The sequence below is a fragment of the Acidovorax kalamii genome, assembly GCF_002245625.1.
Lineage (GTDB): Bacteria > Pseudomonadota > Gammaproteobacteria > Burkholderiales > Burkholderiaceae_C > Acidovorax > Acidovorax kalamii.
This window is the reverse complement of sequence record NZ_NOIG01000001.1, coordinates 111,574-128,730: the sequence shown is the minus strand read 5'-3', so window position 1 is coordinate 128,730 and position 17,157 is coordinate 111,574. Positions and strand designations below refer to the sequence as shown.

Genomic DNA, 17,157 nt, shown 5'->3' with positions numbered 1-17,157 from the left:
ACGGTGAACATGCAATTGACTGGAAACAGCTTGCAACTTCGAGCTGCAGTCGTGGGGCGTATCAACCATTGATGGGGCATGGCCCGCGAATGCACTTGCACCGGGTGCCGCCCCCTGAGGGACAGGTCCGGATCTGGCCAGACATCCCCGCCCACACACCCTAGCCTAGGCAATCCCCAACTTTCAGGAACCCACAATGCCCAGCCCCCTGGCCGCCCACTTTCGAGACCTTCACCACCGGCATGAAGTCCTTGTATTGCCCAACGCCTGGGATGCAGCAAGCGCCCACATTCAGGCGAAGGCGGGAGCCAAGGCAGTCGCCACGTCCAGCGCGGCCCTTTGCTGGGCCTTGGGCTACCAGGATGGCGGCGCGCTGCCTGTGGGCGAACTCCTGTCTGCCATACGCCGCATCGTGCGGACATTGGCCGTGCCGCTGACCGTGGACATCGAGGATGGGTACAGCGACAGCCCCGAGGAGGTGGCAGAGCTGGCGGCCGAGGTCCTCCGATGCGGGGCTGTAGGCATCAACATTGAAGATGGCACTGCACCCAGCGAAATCCTTGCCGAAAAGATTCAGGCCATCCGGTCGCGGACCGGCGCTGCGGAATTGTTCATCAACGCCCGCACCGATGTTTACCTGCGCTCCCTCGCCCCAGAGGGACCCGAGGCGATGGCCATGGTCAAGGCGCGGACCAAAGACTATGCGAGCGCTGGCGCAGATGGGCTTTTTGTTCCGGGCTTGGTGCAAACGGCAGACGCTGAACAGATCGCCTCAGCAACGCGGCTGCCGCTCAACCTGATGCTGCTGCCGGGGCTGCCGGATGCAGAAAAGCTGGGGCGGGCAGGCATGCGTCGCCTCAGCGCAGGCCCGGCCGTGTTCCTGTCTGCCTACGCACAACTGGAGGCGGACACCACCGCGCTCATGGCGGGCGAAGGTGCGAGAATTTTCAGCCGTGCGCTCCCCTTCGCAAGCGTCAACGCTCTCTTTGCGCAATAGCGTGCACCTCCATGCGCTGTGGCAATGCACCAGCGCCGGGCTGTACACAAGCTGCACCGGCCCTTTTTTCACCCGCCTCCAACACACCCATGCGACTCGTCGAAATCCGCTCCTACCAACTCAAGGCCCACACTGCAGAGGCCTTCCACCAGCTTGTGAGCGAGCGGTCCGTCCCCTTGCTGAGGCAGTGGGGGACCGACGTGGTGGCATACGGTATTTCTGCACACGAAGATAATGGCTACTTCCTCATCCGCGCATACCGGGATCGGGCCGACCTGCAGCAAAGCCAGGACCAGTTCTACGCGTCCGAGGCGTGGCGCAGCGGGCCGCGTGAAGAGATCGTGGCAAAGATCGAAAGCTCCCTGAGCACCCAGGTCTGGCTTTCTGCTGCAGGGGTCGAGGATCTGCGGGCCTCCAACACCGGTACGCAGGGGGCCTGATCCACGCGGCTCAGTGTGCCTTGTCCCAGTTCGGCCCCACCCCCACCTCGGCCAGTAGCGGCACCTTCAGCGCCGCCACTTCCGCCATCAGGCGCGGGATGTGGGTCTTGAGCCAGTCCACCTCGCTCTCGGGCAGCTCAAACACCAGTTCATCGTGCACCTGCATGATCATCTGGATGCTGGGCTTGTGGGCATCCAGCTCCTTCTGCACCGCCACCATGGCCAGCTTGATGAGGTCGGCTGCGGTGCCCTGCATGGGGGCATTGATGGCGGCGCGCTCGGCGCCTGCGCGGCGGGGGCCGTTGGGGGAGTTGATTTCGGGCAAGTACAGGCGGCGGCCGAACACGGTTTCGACGTAGCCCATGGATTTGGCGGCGGCCTTGGTGTCGTCCATGTACTGCTTCACGCCTGGGTAGCGCTGGAAGTATTTGTCGATGTACGCGGCGGCGGCCTTGGTCTCGATACCAAGGTTCTTGGCCAGGCCAAAGCTGCTCATGCCGTAGATGAGGCCAAAGTTGATGACCTTGGCGTAGCGGCGTTGCTCGCTGGTGATCTGATCGACCTCCACCCCAAACACTTCTGCAGCGGTGGCGCGGTGCACGTCCAGCCCGGCGTGGAAGGCGTGCAGCAGCGAGTGGTCGCCGCTCAGGTGGGCCATGATGCGCAGCTCGATCTGGGAGTAGTCGGCACTGGCAATCACGCGGCCTGCGGGGGCCACAAAGGCCTCGCGCACACGGCGGCCTTCGGGGGTGCGGATGGGGATGTTCTGCAGGTTGGGGTCGTTGCTGGACAAGCGCCCGGTCACCGCCACAGCCTGCGCGTAGTGCGTGTGCACGCGGCCTGTACGTGGCAGGGCCAGTTGCGCCAGCTTGTCGGTATAGGTGCCTTTGAGCTTGCTCAACGACCGGTGCTCCAGCAGCTTGGCGGGCAGGGGGTAGTCCTCGGCCAGCTTTTCCAGCACTTCTTCGTCGGTGCTGCGGGCGCCAGTGGCCGTCTTTTTCACCACCGGCATGCCCAGCTTGTCGAAGAAGATTTCGCCCAGCTGCTTGGGGCTGCTCAGGTTGAAGGGCTGGCCTGCAATCTCGTAGGCCTCGGTTTCGAGCTGCAGGATGCGCTGGCCCAGTTCGTGGCTTTGGGCGGCCAGGGTGGGGGCGTCAATGAGCACGCCGTTGCGTTCGATGCGGTACAGGGCCTCGCTGCTTTGCATCTCCAGTTCGTAGATGAAGCGCAGTTTGTCATCGGCCTGCAGCAGGGGCCACAAGGCGTTATGCACGTCCAGAGTTTGGTCGGAGTCTTCGCACGAGTAGGCGGCGGCTTTGTCCACCGGCACCTGGGCAAACGGAATTTGGTGCGCGCCTTTGCCGCACAGGTCTTCGTAGGTGATGCCTTTGCGGCCAGTGTGGCGCTCGGCCAGGCTGGTCAGGTTGTGGGGCTTGTGCACTTCCAGCACGTAGCTTTGCAGCATGGTGTCGTGCGCGTAGCCCTGCACCTCGATGCCGTGGTTGGCAAACACATGGCGGTCGTACTTGATGTGCTGGCCCAGCTTGTGGTGCTTGGGGTTTTCCAACCAGGGCTTGAGGCGGGCGAGCACATCATCCAGCGGCAGTTGCGCGGGCGCGTCGGGGCCTTCGTGGCGCAGGGGGATGTAGGCGGCCTCGCCGGGCTGTACGCTGAAAGAGATGCCGACGATTTGCGCACGCATTTCGTCGAGGGAGTCGGTCTCGGTGTCGATGGCCGTGAGCGGGGCTTTGTGCAGACGCTCCAGCCACTGGTCAAAGTCCGCCCAGTTCAGGATGGTGTCGTACACCACGGTGCGGTGCTGGGCTTCTTCGGCCACGGTGCTGGCGGAATGGTCGGCAAACAGGTCGCCGCTTTGGCCGGGCATGGCGACGGTGGGGGCTGTAGCGGCGGGGGCTGCGGCCCCCTTGATGGCAGCGGCCAGGCCCTTGAAGCCGTATTGTTCGTAAAACGGCAGCAGGCCAGCGTTGTCTGGCGCGTCGAGCGTGATGTCGTCAAACGCGGGCAGGCCGGGGATGTAGTCGGCCAGCGCGCAGTCGGTCTTCATGGTGACGAGCTGGCGGCTCAAGGCCAGCTGGCCGCTGGCAATGGCCTCGCGCAGGTTGTTGCCCGCCACGCCCTTGATGGCGTCGGCGTTGGCAATCAGATTGTCGAGCGAGCCATATTCCTCCAGCCACTTGGCGGCCGTCTTGGGCCCCACCTTGGTAACGCCGGGCACGTTGTCCACGGTGTCGCCCACCAGTGCCTGGTAATCCACCATCAGCGCAGGCGGCACGCCAAACTCTGCCGTCACGCCCGCCACATCGCGGCGCTTGCCGCTCATGGTGTCGATGATGGTGATGTGCTCATTGACCAGCTGGCTCAAATCCTTGTCGCCGCTGGACACGATGACCTCAATGCCCTGTGCGGCCGCCACGTGGGCCAAGGTGGCGATCACGTCGTCGGCCTCCACGCCGGGCACGGCCACTACCTTCCAGCCCAGCAGGTCCACCACCTGGTGGATGGGCTCGATCTGGCTGCGCAGGTCGTCGGGCATGGGCGAGCGCGTGGCCTTGTATTCGGTGTACAGGGCGTCACGGAAGGTGGGGCCCGAGGCGTCGAACACGCACACGGCGTAGTCGGCCACCACCTCCTTGCGCAGGGCCTGCATCATGTTGATCATGCCGCGAATGGCACCGGTGGCAGGGCTTGTGGGGTCGCCCGGCACCGCCCGCAGGTCGGGCATGGCGTGGAAGGCGCGGTAGAGGTAGCTGGAGCCGTCCACCAGCACCAGGGTCTTTTTGTCAGTCATGCACGGATTGTGCACGGCCGGACTCCACCCAGGCAGCGCTCTACAATCGCCCGATGCGCGCTCTCTACCTCCTTTTGCTGCTGGGCATTGCCTCCGGCACCGCCCTGGCCCAAAATCCAAGCCAAAATGCCCCTCAGGGCACGACGGACAAGCGCGAAGCGCTCTCAAATCAAGAGCAATCTGCAGGCCGCACCAACCAGCGTACCGAGCGCATCCAGGTGGAAGACGCGGGCAGCCGCGTTGATGAGCTGCGTGTGGGCGGGCAAACACAGACGATTTCGGTGCAGCCCAAGACCGGCAACATGCCCGGCTATGAAGTGCAGTCGCCCGATGGCGCACGCAGCCGCGCAGGCAGCAACAGCGGCGCCGAGACCACCACCGCCCCGCGTGTCTGGAACGTGCTGAAGTTCTGAGGCCCCTGCGGCGACTGCGGTATTTGGCAGCGCCACCGCGCTGCCCCCATGAAGCCGCTGCACGCCCTGCCCTTCTTCTGCCAGTTTTTCATTTCTTTGTAACCCCCCTGAGCGATGGCCGTTTTTACCGAAGTCTCCAACACCGAGGCGCGCGAGCTGCTGCGCCGTTTGCAACTGGGTGAGCTGGTAGAGCTGCGCGGCATTGAGGGTGGCATTGAGAACACCAACTACTTTCTGACCAGCGACCAGGGCGAGTTCGTGCTCACGCTGTTCGAGCGCCTCACGGCGGCACAACTGCCGTTCTACCTGTACCTGATGAAGCACCTGGCGCACGGCGGCGTGCCCGTGCCCGACCCGCGTGCTGACAAGAACGGCGACATCCTGCACACCGTGTGTGGCAAACCCGCTGCGGTGGTGAACAAGCTGCGCGGCAAAAGCCAGCTCGCACCCCAGGGCGTGCACTGCGCGGCCGTGGGCACCATGCTGGCGCGCATGCACCTGGCCGGGCGCGACTTTGAGCGCCGCCAGCCCAACCTGCGCGGCCTGCCCTGGTGGAACGAGACCGTGCCCGTGGTGCTGCCGCACATTGGCGAGGCGCAATCGGCCCTGCTGCGCGCCGAGCTGGCTTACCAGAATCATGTGGCGGCCAGCTCGGCCTACGCGGCCCTGCCCTGCGGCCCCGTGCATGCCGACCTGTTCCGCGACAACGTGATGTTCGAGGGCGAGGAGCTGACCGGCTTCTTCGACTTCTATTTTGCGGGCGTGGACACTTGGCTGTTCGACCTGGCCGTGTGCCTGAACGACTGGTGCATCGACCTGCCCACCGGCGCACACGATGCCGAACGCGCCACGCGCATGCTGGATGCCTACCAAGCCGTACGCCCCCTGACTGCCGCAGAGCGCGAGCTGCTGCCCGCCATGCTGCGCGCAGGCGCGCTGCGGTTCTGGATCTCGCGGCTGTGGGACTTTTACCTGCCGCGCGAGGCTTCCATGCTCAAGCCACACGACCCCACGCACTTCGAGCGCGTGCTGCGCCACCGTGTGGCGCATCCGGTGCACGCCTGACCCCATCCCCACCAGACCACGGGGCATGGCGATGACGCTGCCCCTGCGCCGTCGCTGGAATGGGCTCCTGGGGTAAATTCCTGCCCATTGCTTCTTGCCTGTTGCCCGCAGCGCCCCGCGCCAAGCCAGCGCCCCCGGCGCGGCGCAGCGAAGGCGGCGTGAACCGGCCCACCCTCTCCTGCACCCATTCAATGAAACTCCACATCGTCCCCGCCCGCACCGGCATGGCCTGGGTCAAGCTTGGCATCCGGGCGTTCTGGCGGCAGCCCATGGCGCTGGCAGCGCTGTTCTTCATGACCATGGCCTCCATGTCGGTGGCCACCATGGTGCCCCTGGTGGGCCCAGCCATTGCGCTCGCGCTGCTGCCGTCGGCCACGCTGGCCATGATGGTGGCTGCGGCCGAGGCCACGCAGGGGCGGTTTCCGATGCCCACGGTGCTGCTGGTGGCGTTTCGCACCGGCCGCCAGCGGCTGCGCGACATGCTGGTGCTGGGCGCGCTGTATGCGGTGGGTTTCCTGGGGGTGATGGGCCTGTCGGCCCTGATCGACGGCGGGCAGTTTGCCCAGGTGTACCTGGGTGGCGCCAAGCTTACGCAAGAAGTGGCGCAGGACCCGGCCTTCCAGAGCGCCATGTGGCTATCCATGGTGCTGTATTTACCGCTGTCACTGCTGTTCTGGCATGCGCCGGGGCTGGTGCACTGGCACGGCGTGCCGCCGGTCAAGGCGCTGTTCTTCAGCATCGTGGCCTGCGTGCGCAACTTTGGCGCATTTCTGGTCTACGGGATGGGCTGGCTGGGGGTGTTCCTGCTGGGGGGCCTGGTGGTCAGCATTGTTTCAGCGCTGCTCGCAGTGGCGGGGCTTGCCGGTGCGGCGGCCGGTGGCATCATGGTGGGGGCCGCCATGATGATGGCGGCCATGTTCTTCACGTCGGTGGTGTTCACCTTCCGTGACTGCTTCGACCCCCCATCCACGGCCACCGTGCACGAGGCGCCCCATGACGAGCCACCGCAACCACCCCCATCAACTCCTGGGCCGCTCTGAACAAGAGCTGGCCTGGTTCCAGCGGCGCAGCCTGCTGCAGGCCGCCGCCCTGTGGATTACATCCGGCGGCTGGGCGGCAGCCCATGCGCAGGGCCGCAGCAACATCGTGGAGCTGCGCGGTGACGTGCTGCGCAATGGCGAGCCGCTGACCGCCCAGCACACCATCACCGCCAACGACCGCATCGAGACCGGCCCGGGCTCGACCGCCGTGTTCACCGTGGGCGACAGCGCCTTCATGGTGCGCCAGAACTCACGTGTGGCGCTGGAGAGCGACACCCCCACCGCCGTCAAGGTGCTGCGCGTGCTGAGCGGCGCCGTGGCCAGCGTGTGGGGCAAGGGCGCCGACCGCCAGATCGTGCTGCCCACCGCCACGGCCGGGATCCGGGGCACCGGAGTCTATGCCGAAGTGTTCCCGGACCAGGCCCTGCGCGGCTATTTCTGCAACTGCTACGGCACCGTGGACCTGGCGGCAGGCAGCGAGAGCCTGGTGAGCCAGTCGTCCTACCACCAGGCCTTCTGGGCCGAGCCTGCCCCCCGCAATGGCCGGCTGCTGACGCCTGCAGGCGCCATCAACCACACCGACGAAGAGCTGGAGTTTCTGGCGGGCCTGGTGAACCAGCGCACGGCCTGGCAGGTGGCCGGGCGCAAGGGGGTGAAGGACGGGCGCGGGCAGATGGACTATTCAGCCCCACCGGGCAGCGCTGGCAACACTGGCAGTGGTGGCGGTTCTGGCAGCGGCGCAGAACCCCCGCCCCCACCAGCTCCGGCTCCTGCGGCACCCTCACCGGCCCCCGCGTCCCACCCCCGGCCCGTATCACCTTACGGCCCGGACTACTGAGCGCGGCGGCAAGCTGCCGCTGCGGCCCTCTGCGCCAGCCTTGCCAAGCCGCGCACGTTAACCGCCCCAAAAACAAAAAGGCCGGCTCAAGAGCCGGCCCATGAACCGTGGGAGGCAACCCTCCCACCGCCGCATCAGGTCCCGATGGTGCCGCCGTCGTTCTTGGTGATCACGATCGTGGCCGAGCGGGGGCGCTTGCCCGCGCCGTAGCCCGCATTGGAAGGCCACTGGCTGGTGTACTTGGCGGGGTCGCCCAGATTGGCCAGCGCGGTGGTCTCACCCGGGTGCTGGATGTTCACGAAGATGGCCTTGCCGTCGGGCGTTTCGGCCACACCGGTGATCTCGCTGCCGCTAGGGCCCACCAGGAACCGCTTGAGCGTGCTCTCGGTCGCGGCCTTGCCCACGGGGGTCACGATGTCCATCTTGGAGCCATCGGCCTTGGTGTAGCTCAGCGTCTTCTTGCCACCGTCACCCACCTGGCCGGGCACGGCGGCCAGCATCATGCAGTTGGTCACGTCGGTGTAGGCGCCGTCGTCGGTCTGGATCCAGCAGATGCCGGTGGCCTTGCTGAAGGCCAGGCCGTCGGGGCTGGAGAAGTCTTGATCGGCCGTCAGCGACGAGATGTTGACCATCGTCTTGTCAGCACCGGCTTCGGCACCGAACAGGTACACGTCCCAGGTGAACGCCGACACGGATGCACCTTCCTTCAGGCGCACCATGTGGCCGTTGGGGTTGCCGTTCTGGGCGCTGCTGCCCTTCATGTCGGTATAGGCGCGGGGGTTGGCCGCGTCGGGCAGGTACTGGCTGCCGGTGGGGTTCACGCTGCGGTTGCTGTTGTTGGTCAGCGTGAAGTACACCTCGCCGTTGGCGGGGTTCACCGCGTTCCACTCGGGGCGGTCCATCTTGGTGGCACCCACGGCATCGGCTGCGATGCGGGTGTTGATGGCGATGTCGGCCGCGTCGGCAAACTTGTAGGCCGCGTAGCCGCTGATGGCGGTGTTGGCCAGCGACAGCTCGATCCAGCTGCCCGTGCCGTCGGCGTTGAACTTGGCCACATAGAGCTTGCCGCTGTCCAGGTACTTGTCGCCCACGGCCATGCGGTCGGCGGCGTTGGCGTCGGCCGCGTTCCACAGCGCGGTGGAGACAAACTTGTAGATGTATTCGCCGCGCGAGTCGTCGCCCATGTACACGCTCAGGGGCTTGCCCGCTTCCACCTTGCCAAACGCTGCGCTTTCGTGCGCGAAGCGGCCCAGGCCCGTGCGCTTCTTGGCCATGCGGGTCTTGTCGTAGGCGTCGATCTCGACGATGTAGCCCATGCCGTTCATCTCATTGCGGTAGTCGTCGCTGCCGTCGGCCGAGGTGCCGGTCTTGCTGTTGTTCCAGCGCTGGTACTGGTCGGCAGTGCCGCCGCTTTCCCAGCCGTGGCGCGATGCGGCGCCCTGGTTGCGGCCATAGCGCTTGAGGGCCGTCACGCTCTTGTCGTTGCCGCGTGCGGCATCGTCTGCAGCGCTGCGGGTGAAGTAACCAAACCAGTTTTCCTCACCGGTCAGGAATGTGCCCCAGGGCGTCTTGCCCGTGCCGCAGTTGTTCAGCGTGCCACGCGTGGTGGTGCCGGTGGGCGAATACTTGGTGACCAGCTGCGCATTGCCGCGCGCGGGGCCCGAGATTTCGATGGGGCTGAGCGCCGTCAGGCGGAAGTTCAGCGCCGAGTTGGGCGTGTAGGCCCACTTGCCCGCCGTCTTGGCCACCTCGATCACGGCGATGCCGTGGGCAGCGGTTTCCTTGTCGATTTCCGACGCAGGGCGGGGCAAGGTGGTGGTGCCGCCATTGGCGTGCAGAAAGTGCGACGACAGCTTTTCGTCGGTGGTGGCTTCATGGTTGATGGCCAGCAGGCCGCGCTCGGTAGCGTTGTCGTTGCGCTTGCCATCGGCACCCAGGCCAAACCACTCCATGCCGTCGTGGTGGTCACCCGCACGCTTGTCGAAGTCGCCATCGGTGCCATCGTTCTTGTAGGCAGGCACGCCAGCGGCGATGGGGTCGCCCAGCGCGAACAGCACGCTGGCGGTGTAGCCCGCAGGCACGGTCACCACGTCGGCCAGGCTCTTGGGCACGGCGCCAAAACCCAGCAGCTTGGGGCCCGCAGGCACGGCATCGTCGCTACCACCACCACAGGCGCTCACACCAAACCCGGCCAGCATGGCCGTGCCCACGGTGCCCACGCTGCCACGCAGCAGGCCGCGGCGCGACAGGCGTGCACCCAGCACGGCGTCAAACGTGGGGTTGGCGGAGGTGTTGGCGTTTTCGTTGTTGAAATCGATGGCCTGCTCGGGCGCATCCACACGGTGGGTCATGGGGTTCCTCGGGGGTTGTTGGTTACAAAGCCTGTGGAGCGTAGAAACACCGGGTGACACCGCCGTGAAGCTTTTGCGTCGGTTTCGTGACATGCGATTCCAGGCTGCGCCCGAGGGATTGAACAAATACGAATAACTATCATTTGTATAATCCTCACCACCCCAGACCGCCCAGCCAATCTCCGCGCGCCCCCGCCTTCCCAAGGCCTGTGCGCGGCCCCCACCAGCCAGTGCGGCCCCTCCGTTCCCACCCCGTCATCGCGGCGCCCCGCCCAGCCCCCGGCTGTCGGTGCGGCAGCCTGCGTGCCCCTTTGGAGACCCCTGCATGACCTCGCCCTTCCTGAAGACATCGCTGCTGGCAGCGGCCCTGTGCGCCACCACCCTCGCCTGCAGCACCGGCGCCGCAGCACAGACCCCGACAGCAGCCGCCCCCCAGGCCCAGGCCGCACAAGCGGTGACCTCGCAGGCCGTGGCAGCGCACTACGCCACCCTGGTGTATGCAAACTACGCCGACACCCTGGCCAGCGCCCAGGCGCTGCGCGAGGCAGTGTTGGCCTTCACTGCCAAGCCTTCGGCCGAGACCCTGGCCGAAGCCCGCAAGAAGTGGCTGGCTGCGCGCGAGTTCTATGGCCAGACCGAGGCCTTCCGCTTTTACGCTGGCCCCATCGACAACGACAACGGCCCCGAAGGCCGCATCAACGCCTGGCCCATGGACGAATCCTTTGTGGACAGCGTGCAGGGCAAACCCAGCGCTGGCCTGGTCAACAACCGCAAGTTCGCCATCACCAAGAAGAACCTCACGGCCCAGAACGAGCGCGGTGGCGAAGAGAACATTGCCACCGGCTGGCACGCCATCGAGTTCTTCCTGTGGGGGCAGGATCTGTCCGAGACGGGCCCAGGCAACCGCAACTTTGAAGACTTCGTGGACGGCAAGGCCCCCAACGCCGACCGCCGCCGCCTTTACCTGAACGTGGTGACCGACCTGCTGATTGACGACCTTACCGCGCTGGTGAAGGCCTGGGCGCCCGATGCGAAGAACAACTACCGTGCCAAGTTCGTGCGCGGCGGCAACGAGTCGATCCGCAAGATGCTCGTGGGCCTGGGCTCGCTCTCGCGCGGCGAGCTGGCGGGCGAGCGACTGGAAGTGGCCCTGAACAGCCAGGACCAGGAAGACGAACATTCGTGCTTCTCCGACAACACGCACCGCGACGCGGTGACCAACGCGAAGGGCATCCAGAACGTGTGGCTGGGCCTGTACCAGCGCGCGGACGGCAGCATGGTGAAGGGCCCATCGCTGCGTGACCTGGTGGCCGCCAAGGACGCGGCGCTGGCCGACAAGACCACGCAGCAGATCGCTGCCTCGGTGGCAGCCGCCGAAGGCATCCAGGCACCGTTCGACCGCGAGATCATCGGCGGCAAGGATGCCCCAGGCCGCCAGCGCATCCAGAAAACCATCGACAGCCTCACGCAGCAAAGCAAGGACCTGGTGGCCGCAGCCAACGCCATCGGCATCACCAAACTCACGCTGGTGCAGCCCTGAACATGCAGATTCCGCAAGCCACACGCCGCCAACGCGCCCTGCGCCTGGCGGCAGCCAGCATCGGCGTGATCGCCCTGGGAGGTATCGGGTTCAGCGCCCTGACGGCCGCCCCCGCGCCCGACCCGCTGGGCGAGAAGACCGGCGGCGACACCACGGTGTTCGCCACCGGGCGCAATGCCTTTTCGTTCCCGGCCGCCAACCTGAGCGATGAAGAGCGCACGCGTTTTGTCATCGGCAACTCGTTCTTCCGCCGCAACTGGGTCGAGGCCCCCGCCTCCACCAAGGCGCGCGACGGCCTGGGCCCGCATTTCATTGCGCGGTCCTGCGGCGGCTGCCATGTGCAGGACGGGCGCGGCGAGCCGCCAGCCATCTTCAACCGCCTGGGCGAGACCAAAGACCCGACCGTGGCCTTGCTGATCCGCCTGTCCATCCCCGGCACCGACGCGCACGGCGGGCCCCGGCCCGACCCGGTGTACGGCGATCAGTTCAACAATGCGGCCGTCCAAGGCGTCCGACCCGAGGGGCGCGTCACGCTGCGCTACGACACGATCAACGGCAAATTTGCCGACGGCACGCCCTACAGCCTGCAAAAGCCCGTGTACGGCTTTGCCGACCTGGGCTACGGCCCCCTGCACAAGGACGTCATGACCAGCCCGCGCATCGCACCGCAGATCATCGGCGTGGGCCTGCTTGAAGCCATTGCCGAGGCCGACATCCTGGCCAACGCCGCCGACCAGGCCGCCGCCCCCGGCCCCATCAAGGGCGTGCCCAACCAGGTGTGGGATGCGCCATCGGGCCGCATGATGCTTGGGCGCTTTGGCTGGAAGGCCAATGTGGCCACGATTGCGCACCAGACGGGCGGCGCCTTCCTGGGCGACATGGGCATCACCTCGCGCCACTTTGCGCAGGAGGCCTGCACGCCAGCGCAAAAGGACTGCCTGGCCGCACCCAGCGGCCAAAGTGGCGGCGAGCAGGGCCAGCCCGGCGTCGAGATCGACGACAAGACCCTGGCCGACGTGGTCTTCTACCAAGCCACGCTGGCACCGCCCGCGCGCCGCAGCATCAACGATGCGCAGGTGCAACGCGGCCAGGCCCTGTTTGCGCAAGCCCAGTGCGCCACCTGCCACCGCCCGAGCTACGTCACCCAGGGCGGCCCCTTCCCGCAACTCACCAGCAAGGCGCTGAGCGGCCAGCGCATCTGGCCCTACACCGACCTGCTGCTGCACGACATGGGCGAGCGCCTGGCCGACAACCGCCCCGACTTTGGCGCCAACGGCCGCCAGTGGAAGACCCCACCGCTGTGGGGCACGGGCCTGATCAAGGACGTGAACGGTCACACCCGCCTGCTGCACGACGGGCGTGCACGCGGCGTGCTGGAAGCCGTGCTATGGCATGGCGGCGAGGCCGAGGCAGCCAAGGACCAGGTGCTGAAAATGAAGAAGGCCGACCGGGATGCGCTGGTGAAGTTCATGGAGTCACTATGACCATGAGAACCCTTGCCGCGTTGGTGCTGGTCCTGCCCCTGGCAGCCCCGGCGCAAACAGCCTCCCCCGCCTGGCAGCGCAATGCCGTGCCCTTCTACGACACGGTGCACGCGCTGCAAGGCATCTACGGCCACTGGGCCCTGCCGCGCGCACAGGACTTTGACCGCAGCGCACGCGCCATGGTGCCCGCCGTGGCGGCGCTGTGCGAAGCACCTGCAGCAGGCGGCAAGGCGGCGCTCGAATCCGCACGCACCGCCTGGCTGGCCACAACCCGTGCGTGGGAGCAGCTGTCTGCCGTGTCCGTAGGCCCCGTCATCGCCCGCCGCAGCCAGCGCGCCATCGACTTCACGCCCACGCGCCCTGCCCTGATCGAGAAAGCCTTCGCCGCCCAGCCCCAGGGCGCCAAGGCGTTCGAGCGCATCGGCACGCCCGCCAAGGGCCTGCCCGCGCTGGAATGGCTGCTGTGGACACGCCCCGCCCAGCCCGGCAGCCCCGCCTGCAGCTACGCCCACGAGGTGGCGCAGGACGTGGCCCGCGAGTCCGCCGCGCTCGAAAAAGCCTTTGCCGACGCATCGGGCACCGACTGGGGCGCCGAGGATGAGCAGGAGCAGTCCACCCAGGCCATCAGCGAGTTTGTGAACCAGTGGGTGGGCGGCATCGAACGCCTGCGCTGGGCGCAGATGGAGAAGCCGCTGCGCGCCGCTGGATCGGGATCTGGCGCGCGCACGCCGGATTACCCTCGCACCGCCAGCGGCAGCACGCTGCCCGCCTGGGCCGCCACCTGGGGCGGGCTGCGCAGCCTGACCACCCTGCCCGCCCACGCCCACATCCCCGCCGCTGGCGAGGCGCTGGTGCCACTGGAGATGTACCTGCGCGGCAAGGGCCTGAACCCGCTGGCCGACAAACTGCGCCAGGCCACCGACAAGGTCGATGCCTCCATGGCGCAGGTGCAAAAGTCCGGCTTGCAGAACAAGGCGGCCATTCAGCAGACCGCGCGTGATCTGGCCGCGCTGAAGTTCCTGGCCGAATCCGAAGTGGCGCCCGCGCTGCAGGTGAGCATTGGCTTTTCGGACGCCGATGGCGACTGACCTGCACCGCCGCCATGCCCTGGCCGCTCTCGCGGGTCTGGGCGCCTGCGTGCTCGCCCCCGGCGCGGCCTTCGCCACCGCCGGTGACCGCGTGTACCTGGCCGCCGCGTGGGAACACCGGGGCAGTTTCCATATCGGCGTGCTGTCCACGCGCGAAGGCGCCGGGCAGGCGCTGCAGGTTCACGCCACGCTGGAGGTGCCGACCCGCGCGCACGGCCTGTGTGTGTTGCCCGACGGGTCGGTCATCGCCACGGCCCGCCGTCCCGGCGACTGGCTGGTGCGCTGGCGGCCCGGCGCAGGCGGCGGGCCCCAGTGGCTGTGGCAAGACGGCGAGCGATCCTTCAACGGCCATGTGCTGGCCAGCACCGATGGCCAGCGGCTGTACACCACCGAAACCGATGCCGAGACGGGCGCGAGCTGGGTTGTGGTGCGCGATGCCCGCACGCTCGCTACCACCGCCGCATGGCCCACCCATGGCATCGATGCACACGAGCTGGTCTGGGACACCTGGGGAAACAACGGCGGCGCCCCCACCCTCATCGTCGCCAACGGCGGCGTGCCCACCGCGCCCGAAACCGGCCGCGTCAAGCGCGACCTGGGCACCATGGACTCATCGCTCGTGCGGCTTGACGCCCACACGGGCCGCCTGCTCGGCCAATGGCGCCTGCCCGATCCGCGCCTGAGCCTGCGCCACCTGGCCTGGAGCCCCGACGGCGCCCTGCTGGGCATCGCGCTGCAGGCCGAACACGACGATGCCGCCATCAAGAATGCCGCCCCCGTGCTCGCGCTGTTTGACGGCACCGCGCTGCGCGGGGTGGCGGCGCCAGAACCAATTGCCCAGCGCCTGCGCGGCTACGGCGGCAGCATGGCCGCCACCCCCACCGGCTGGGCCGTCAGCTGCCCGCGCGCCCATGGCATCGCCCTGTTCTCCTTGCAGGGCGACTGGCAAGGCCTGGTGCCGCTGCCCGAGGCATGCCCGCTGGCCGTGCGCGGCGGCGCGCTGTGGGTGGGCGGCCTGGTGGCCAGCCTGCAGGACGCGCAGGCCCCCGCCCCGTTGAACCACCCACATGGCCACCAGTTGCAGGGGGCGCGGCTGGACAACCACTGGGTGCTGGTGCATGGTTGATTACAAGCCAAATCGTGCTCTATGGCTTTCTGAATAAGCGCAAGAAGCTATCAAAAAAGAAGCACTCATCCACGGCACGCAGGACCTTCATGCATCCAGGCGGCGGTGATTGAGTCGCCAAGTGTCCAAGGCCAGTTCCATCAGCGCGGCTTGACGTTGTGCGATGGCTTGGCTGTCCCATTGCGCGGTTCGGAAGTTGGCACCGGGCTTAGCTGACAAGCGGTTCACCGCCGTGTTCACACCGATGGCGAATGTGTGGTCTAACAATTGGGTGCTGAGCAGGCCGGATTTGGCGTACTCGGCCTGCTTGTCCGCAAACCAAGTGCCGCCTAGGCCGTTGTGCTTGTTGACGGCCTGGTTGATGACGCTCTCCAGCAGGGTGACATTGCCCAGGCGGTATACGTGCCCCTCGTACTCGGCCAGGTTGGCAGCCAGGGCGGGCGGAATGACGCCACCTTGCGGCGTCTGGGGCAGGATGTGCTCGACCTGCAAGCCGTCGATGTAGCGCAAACCCTTTTCCGGAATATTGCATTCGGCCAGCAGCGTGTTTTCCATGCGGCCGAGCACATAGCGAAGGCGGTACAGCGGGTGATAGTCGTTGTCGCGCAGCGCCAGGAAGCGCTGGCGGAACTCGCCCAGTTTGTCGTGCAGGTAGGGGCGCAGAGTGGCATCGACCACGGTGGCAATGTCCGCTTCTGATTTGAGACCACGCAGCCCGGCGGCCCACTGAGTGAACTGGCGTTCGTAGTTCTTGGTCTGGATGCCAAGAGTGTTGACGTAGAAAAGAAAGCTCTCGATCTGGTCGGCCAGGTAGTTGATAGCGCTAGCGGAACTGGTGTGATCGAGTGCGAGCAGCAGGATGAGGTGCTGGCGCGATTTGACCTTGTTCATGAACCCGATGCGGGTAACGGCTGGGTATTCACCGCCATCGCCAAGCAGTTCGGTCGCGCACACCAAGTCGGCGTAGCGGCGGGCACCCTTTTCCAGTTCCACGGCCAAATCGTAGGGGGCTTCTTCGTACCGCAGGCGTTCCCTCCCCTTCGGCGAGATGATCCATTTGTACAGTTCATCCTCGCGCAGAATGCCTTCATAGTGGCGCGCCATGAGGAAATAACGCAAGAACCGCAGTGGGCTGTCGCCCTCGCCCGCGCGCTGCAAATGGCTGGTGAGGTCCTTCCACTTTTCTTTGATCCGGGAAAACTCATTGCCCTTGGCCTTGCTGAACAGCAGGTTCTTGACAAGGTCCATCGCGTTGAGCCCGGCGCCGCGCTGGTTAATGGTTTCGAAGATCTTGAGGGCGCTGCTGAGATTTTCAGATTCGATGACGACAAGGTCGATCTTGGTGAGGAAGTAGCGGGCGTATTCGGTCAGCGCTTCCAATCCCGCATCAAGGTACTGCCCCAGATGCTCCTTGATCCGCACATACGCCTCGCGCATACGTTGGATCGAGGCGGTTTCATCGCCAGACCACGGCGGTCCCTGAATGAGTTGCAGCAGGAAACCCTTGCTTTCCTCGTACTGCAATTCCAAGCGCACCTGCACCTCATTGGTTTCGATGTCGAAGCTCGAAAGCCAATGATCAATACTCTGGAAGTACTGAGTCTGCCGAGCATCCATGACCTGGTCCTTGAGCAGATCACGCAGCGCACACATGGTAAGCACGATGGTGGTCAGGCGCTGCTGGCCGTCGATTACGTCGTACTTGTCACCGTTCTTGACGATGATGATGGAGCCGATGAAATAGCTGCTTTGCTCCCTCGCGCCAGGCTCGAACTCGTTCGCTATGTCGGCCAAAAACTGATCGACTTGGTCATCCATCTTCCACACATATTCGCGCTGGTAGTCCGGCACGAGGAAGTAGTAATCCTTCAGTTTGGAAATGTTGTGGACCTGGGCTTTGATTTCCATAGATGAAATTTCGGTTCGACAAAGGTACTTGGAGAGGCGACGGCTCGGTCGCGTCCAA

13 protein-coding genes are annotated in these 17,157 nt (G+C 66.1%); 10 read left to right on the top strand and 3 right to left on the bottom strand.

Annotated elements, in window-relative coordinates; genetic code table 11:
- The first annotated feature begins 196 nt into the window (after positions 1 to 196).
- Both CBY09_RS00545 and CBY09_RS00540 read left to right on the top strand, forming a co-directional pair.
- A complete protein-coding gene (locus CBY09_RS00545; RefSeq protein WP_094285425.1) occupies positions 197 to 997 on the top strand; it encodes an isocitrate lyase/PEP mutase family protein in 801 nt (266 codons plus the stop codon).
- A gap of 89 nt (positions 998 to 1,086) precedes the next feature.
- Positions 1,087 to 1,437 carry an NIPSNAP family protein gene (locus CBY09_RS00540; RefSeq protein WP_094285424.1) on the top strand — a complete coding sequence of 117 codons (351 nt, stop codon included), beginning with the start codon at positions 1,087 to 1,089 and terminating at the stop codon, positions 1,435 to 1,437.
- Positions 1,438 to 1,447: 10 nt separating this feature from the next.
- Here CBY09_RS00540 and polA read toward each other — a convergent pair whose 3' ends face one another.
- Positions 1,448 to 4,246: a DNA polymerase I gene (polA, locus tag CBY09_RS00535; RefSeq protein WP_094285423.1), complete on the bottom strand. Its 2,799-nt coding sequence runs from the start codon at positions 4,244 to 4,246 to the stop codon at positions 1,448 to 1,450.
- 53 nt (positions 4,247 to 4,299) lie between these two features.
- Here polA and CBY09_RS00530 point away from each other — a divergent pair, with 53 nt between their 5' ends.
- The 4 genes from CBY09_RS00530 (at position 4,300) to CBY09_RS00515 (ending at position 7,602) form a co-directional block, all read left to right on the top strand.
- Positions 4,300 to 4,659, top strand: coding sequence for a hypothetical protein (locus CBY09_RS00530; RefSeq protein ID WP_055401044.1), 360 nt, complete (start codon positions 4,300 to 4,302; stop codon positions 4,657 to 4,659).
- A gap of 114 nt (positions 4,660 to 4,773) precedes the next feature.
- Positions 4,774 to 5,724: a homoserine kinase gene (locus tag CBY09_RS00525; protein ID WP_094285422.1), complete on the top strand. Its 951-nt coding sequence runs from the start codon at positions 4,774 to 4,776 to the stop codon at positions 5,722 to 5,724.
- Between the two features lie 191 nt (positions 5,725 to 5,915).
- On the top strand, positions 5,916 to 6,764 hold the full coding sequence (locus CBY09_RS00520) for a BPSS1780 family membrane protein (RefSeq protein WP_094285421.1): 849 nt from the start codon (positions 5,916 to 5,918) through the stop codon (positions 6,762 to 6,764).
- Positions 6,718 to 7,602 carry a FecR family protein gene (locus CBY09_RS00515; protein ID WP_108723904.1) on the top strand — a complete coding sequence of 295 codons (885 nt, stop codon included), beginning with the start codon at positions 6,718 to 6,720 and terminating at the stop codon, positions 7,600 to 7,602. The genes CBY09_RS00520 and CBY09_RS00515 overlap by 47 nt, the downstream gene beginning before the upstream one ends.
- A 134-nt stretch (positions 7,603 to 7,736) precedes the next feature.
- Here the strand turns inward: CBY09_RS00515 and CBY09_RS00510 are convergent, their stop codons facing one another.
- A complete protein-coding gene (locus CBY09_RS00510) occupies positions 7,737 to 9,953 on the bottom strand; it encodes a PhoX family protein (RefSeq protein WP_094285420.1) in 2,217 nt (738 codons plus the stop codon).
- A gap of 325 nt (positions 9,954 to 10,278) precedes the next feature.
- Between CBY09_RS00510 and CBY09_RS00505 the strand changes: the two genes are divergently transcribed.
- From CBY09_RS00505 to CBY09_RS00490, 4 genes are read left to right on the top strand one after another with little or no spacing between them, the layout of a single operon-like run.
- The gene (locus CBY09_RS00505) at positions 10,279 to 11,493 is read left to right on the top strand and encodes an imelysin family protein (protein WP_094285419.1); all 1,215 of its coding nucleotides are present in this window, start codon (positions 10,279 to 10,281) and stop codon (positions 11,491 to 11,493) included.
- Between the two features lie 2 nt (positions 11,494 to 11,495).
- Complete coding sequence (locus CBY09_RS00500; protein ID WP_094285418.1) at positions 11,496 to 12,977, top strand: di-heme oxidoreductase family protein; 1,482 nt, start codon at positions 11,496 to 11,498, stop codon at positions 12,975 to 12,977.
- Positions 12,974 to 14,065 (top strand): imelysin family protein, encoded by a 1,092-nt coding sequence (locus tag CBY09_RS00495; RefSeq protein ID WP_094285417.1) that lies wholly within the window; start codon positions 12,974 to 12,976, stop codon positions 14,063 to 14,065. The genes CBY09_RS00500 and CBY09_RS00495 overlap by 4 nt, the downstream gene beginning before the upstream one ends.
- On the top strand, positions 14,055 to 15,191 hold the full coding sequence (locus CBY09_RS00490) for a DUF1513 domain-containing protein (protein ID WP_094285416.1): 1,137 nt from the start codon (positions 14,055 to 14,057) through the stop codon (positions 15,189 to 15,191). Before CBY09_RS00495 ends, CBY09_RS00490 begins: the two co-directional genes overlap by 11 nt.
- A gap of 87 nt (positions 15,192 to 15,278) precedes the next feature.
- On the opposite strand, the gene CBY09_RS00485 is transcribed toward CBY09_RS00490, so the two are convergent.
- Positions 15,279 to 17,099, bottom strand: coding sequence for a DUF262 domain-containing protein (locus CBY09_RS00485; protein ID WP_094285415.1), 1,821 nt, complete (start codon positions 17,097 to 17,099; stop codon positions 15,279 to 15,281).
- Positions 17,100 to 17,157: the final 58 nt, after the last annotated feature.

What these genes read in the sequence shown, in the direction of transcription:
- CBY09_RS00545 (WP_094285425.1), top strand. Translation starts at nt 197, where the DNA reads ATGCCCAGCCCCCTGGCCGCCCACTTTCGAGACCTTCACCACCGGCAT.
- CBY09_RS00540 (WP_094285424.1), top strand. Translation starts at nt 1,087, where the DNA reads ATGCGACTCGTCGAAATCCGCTCCTACCAACTCAAGGCCCACACTGCA.
- polA (WP_094285423.1), bottom strand. Translation starts at nt 4,246, where the DNA reads ATGACTGACAAAAAGACCCTGGTGCTGGTGGACGGCTCCAGCTACCTC.
- CBY09_RS00530 (WP_055401044.1), top strand. Translation starts at nt 4,300, where the DNA reads ATGCGCGCTCTCTACCTCCTTTTGCTGCTGGGCATTGCCTCCGGCACC.
- CBY09_RS00525 (WP_094285422.1), top strand. Translation starts at nt 4,774, where the DNA reads ATGGCCGTTTTTACCGAAGTCTCCAACACCGAGGCGCGCGAGCTGCTG.
- CBY09_RS00520 (WP_094285421.1), top strand. Translation starts at nt 5,916, where the DNA reads ATGAAACTCCACATCGTCCCCGCCCGCACCGGCATGGCCTGGGTCAAG.
- CBY09_RS00515 (WP_108723904.1), top strand. Translation starts at nt 6,718, where the DNA reads ATGACGAGCCACCGCAACCACCCCCATCAACTCCTGGGCCGCTCTGAA.
- CBY09_RS00510 (WP_094285420.1), bottom strand. Translation starts at nt 9,953, where the DNA reads ATGACCCACCGTGTGGATGCGCCCGAGCAGGCCATCGATTTCAACAAC.
- CBY09_RS00505 (WP_094285419.1), top strand. Translation starts at nt 10,279, where the DNA reads ATGACCTCGCCCTTCCTGAAGACATCGCTGCTGGCAGCGGCCCTGTGC.
- CBY09_RS00500 (WP_094285418.1), top strand. Translation starts at nt 11,496, where the DNA reads ATGCAGATTCCGCAAGCCACACGCCGCCAACGCGCCCTGCGCCTGGCG.
- CBY09_RS00495 (WP_094285417.1), top strand. Translation starts at nt 12,974, where the DNA reads ATGACCATGAGAACCCTTGCCGCGTTGGTGCTGGTCCTGCCCCTGGCA.
- CBY09_RS00490 (WP_094285416.1), top strand. Translation starts at nt 14,055, where the DNA reads ATGGCGACTGACCTGCACCGCCGCCATGCCCTGGCCGCTCTCGCGGGT.
- CBY09_RS00485 (WP_094285415.1), bottom strand. Translation starts at nt 17,099, where the DNA reads ATGGAAATCAAAGCCCAGGTCCACAACATTTCCAAACTGAAGGATTAC.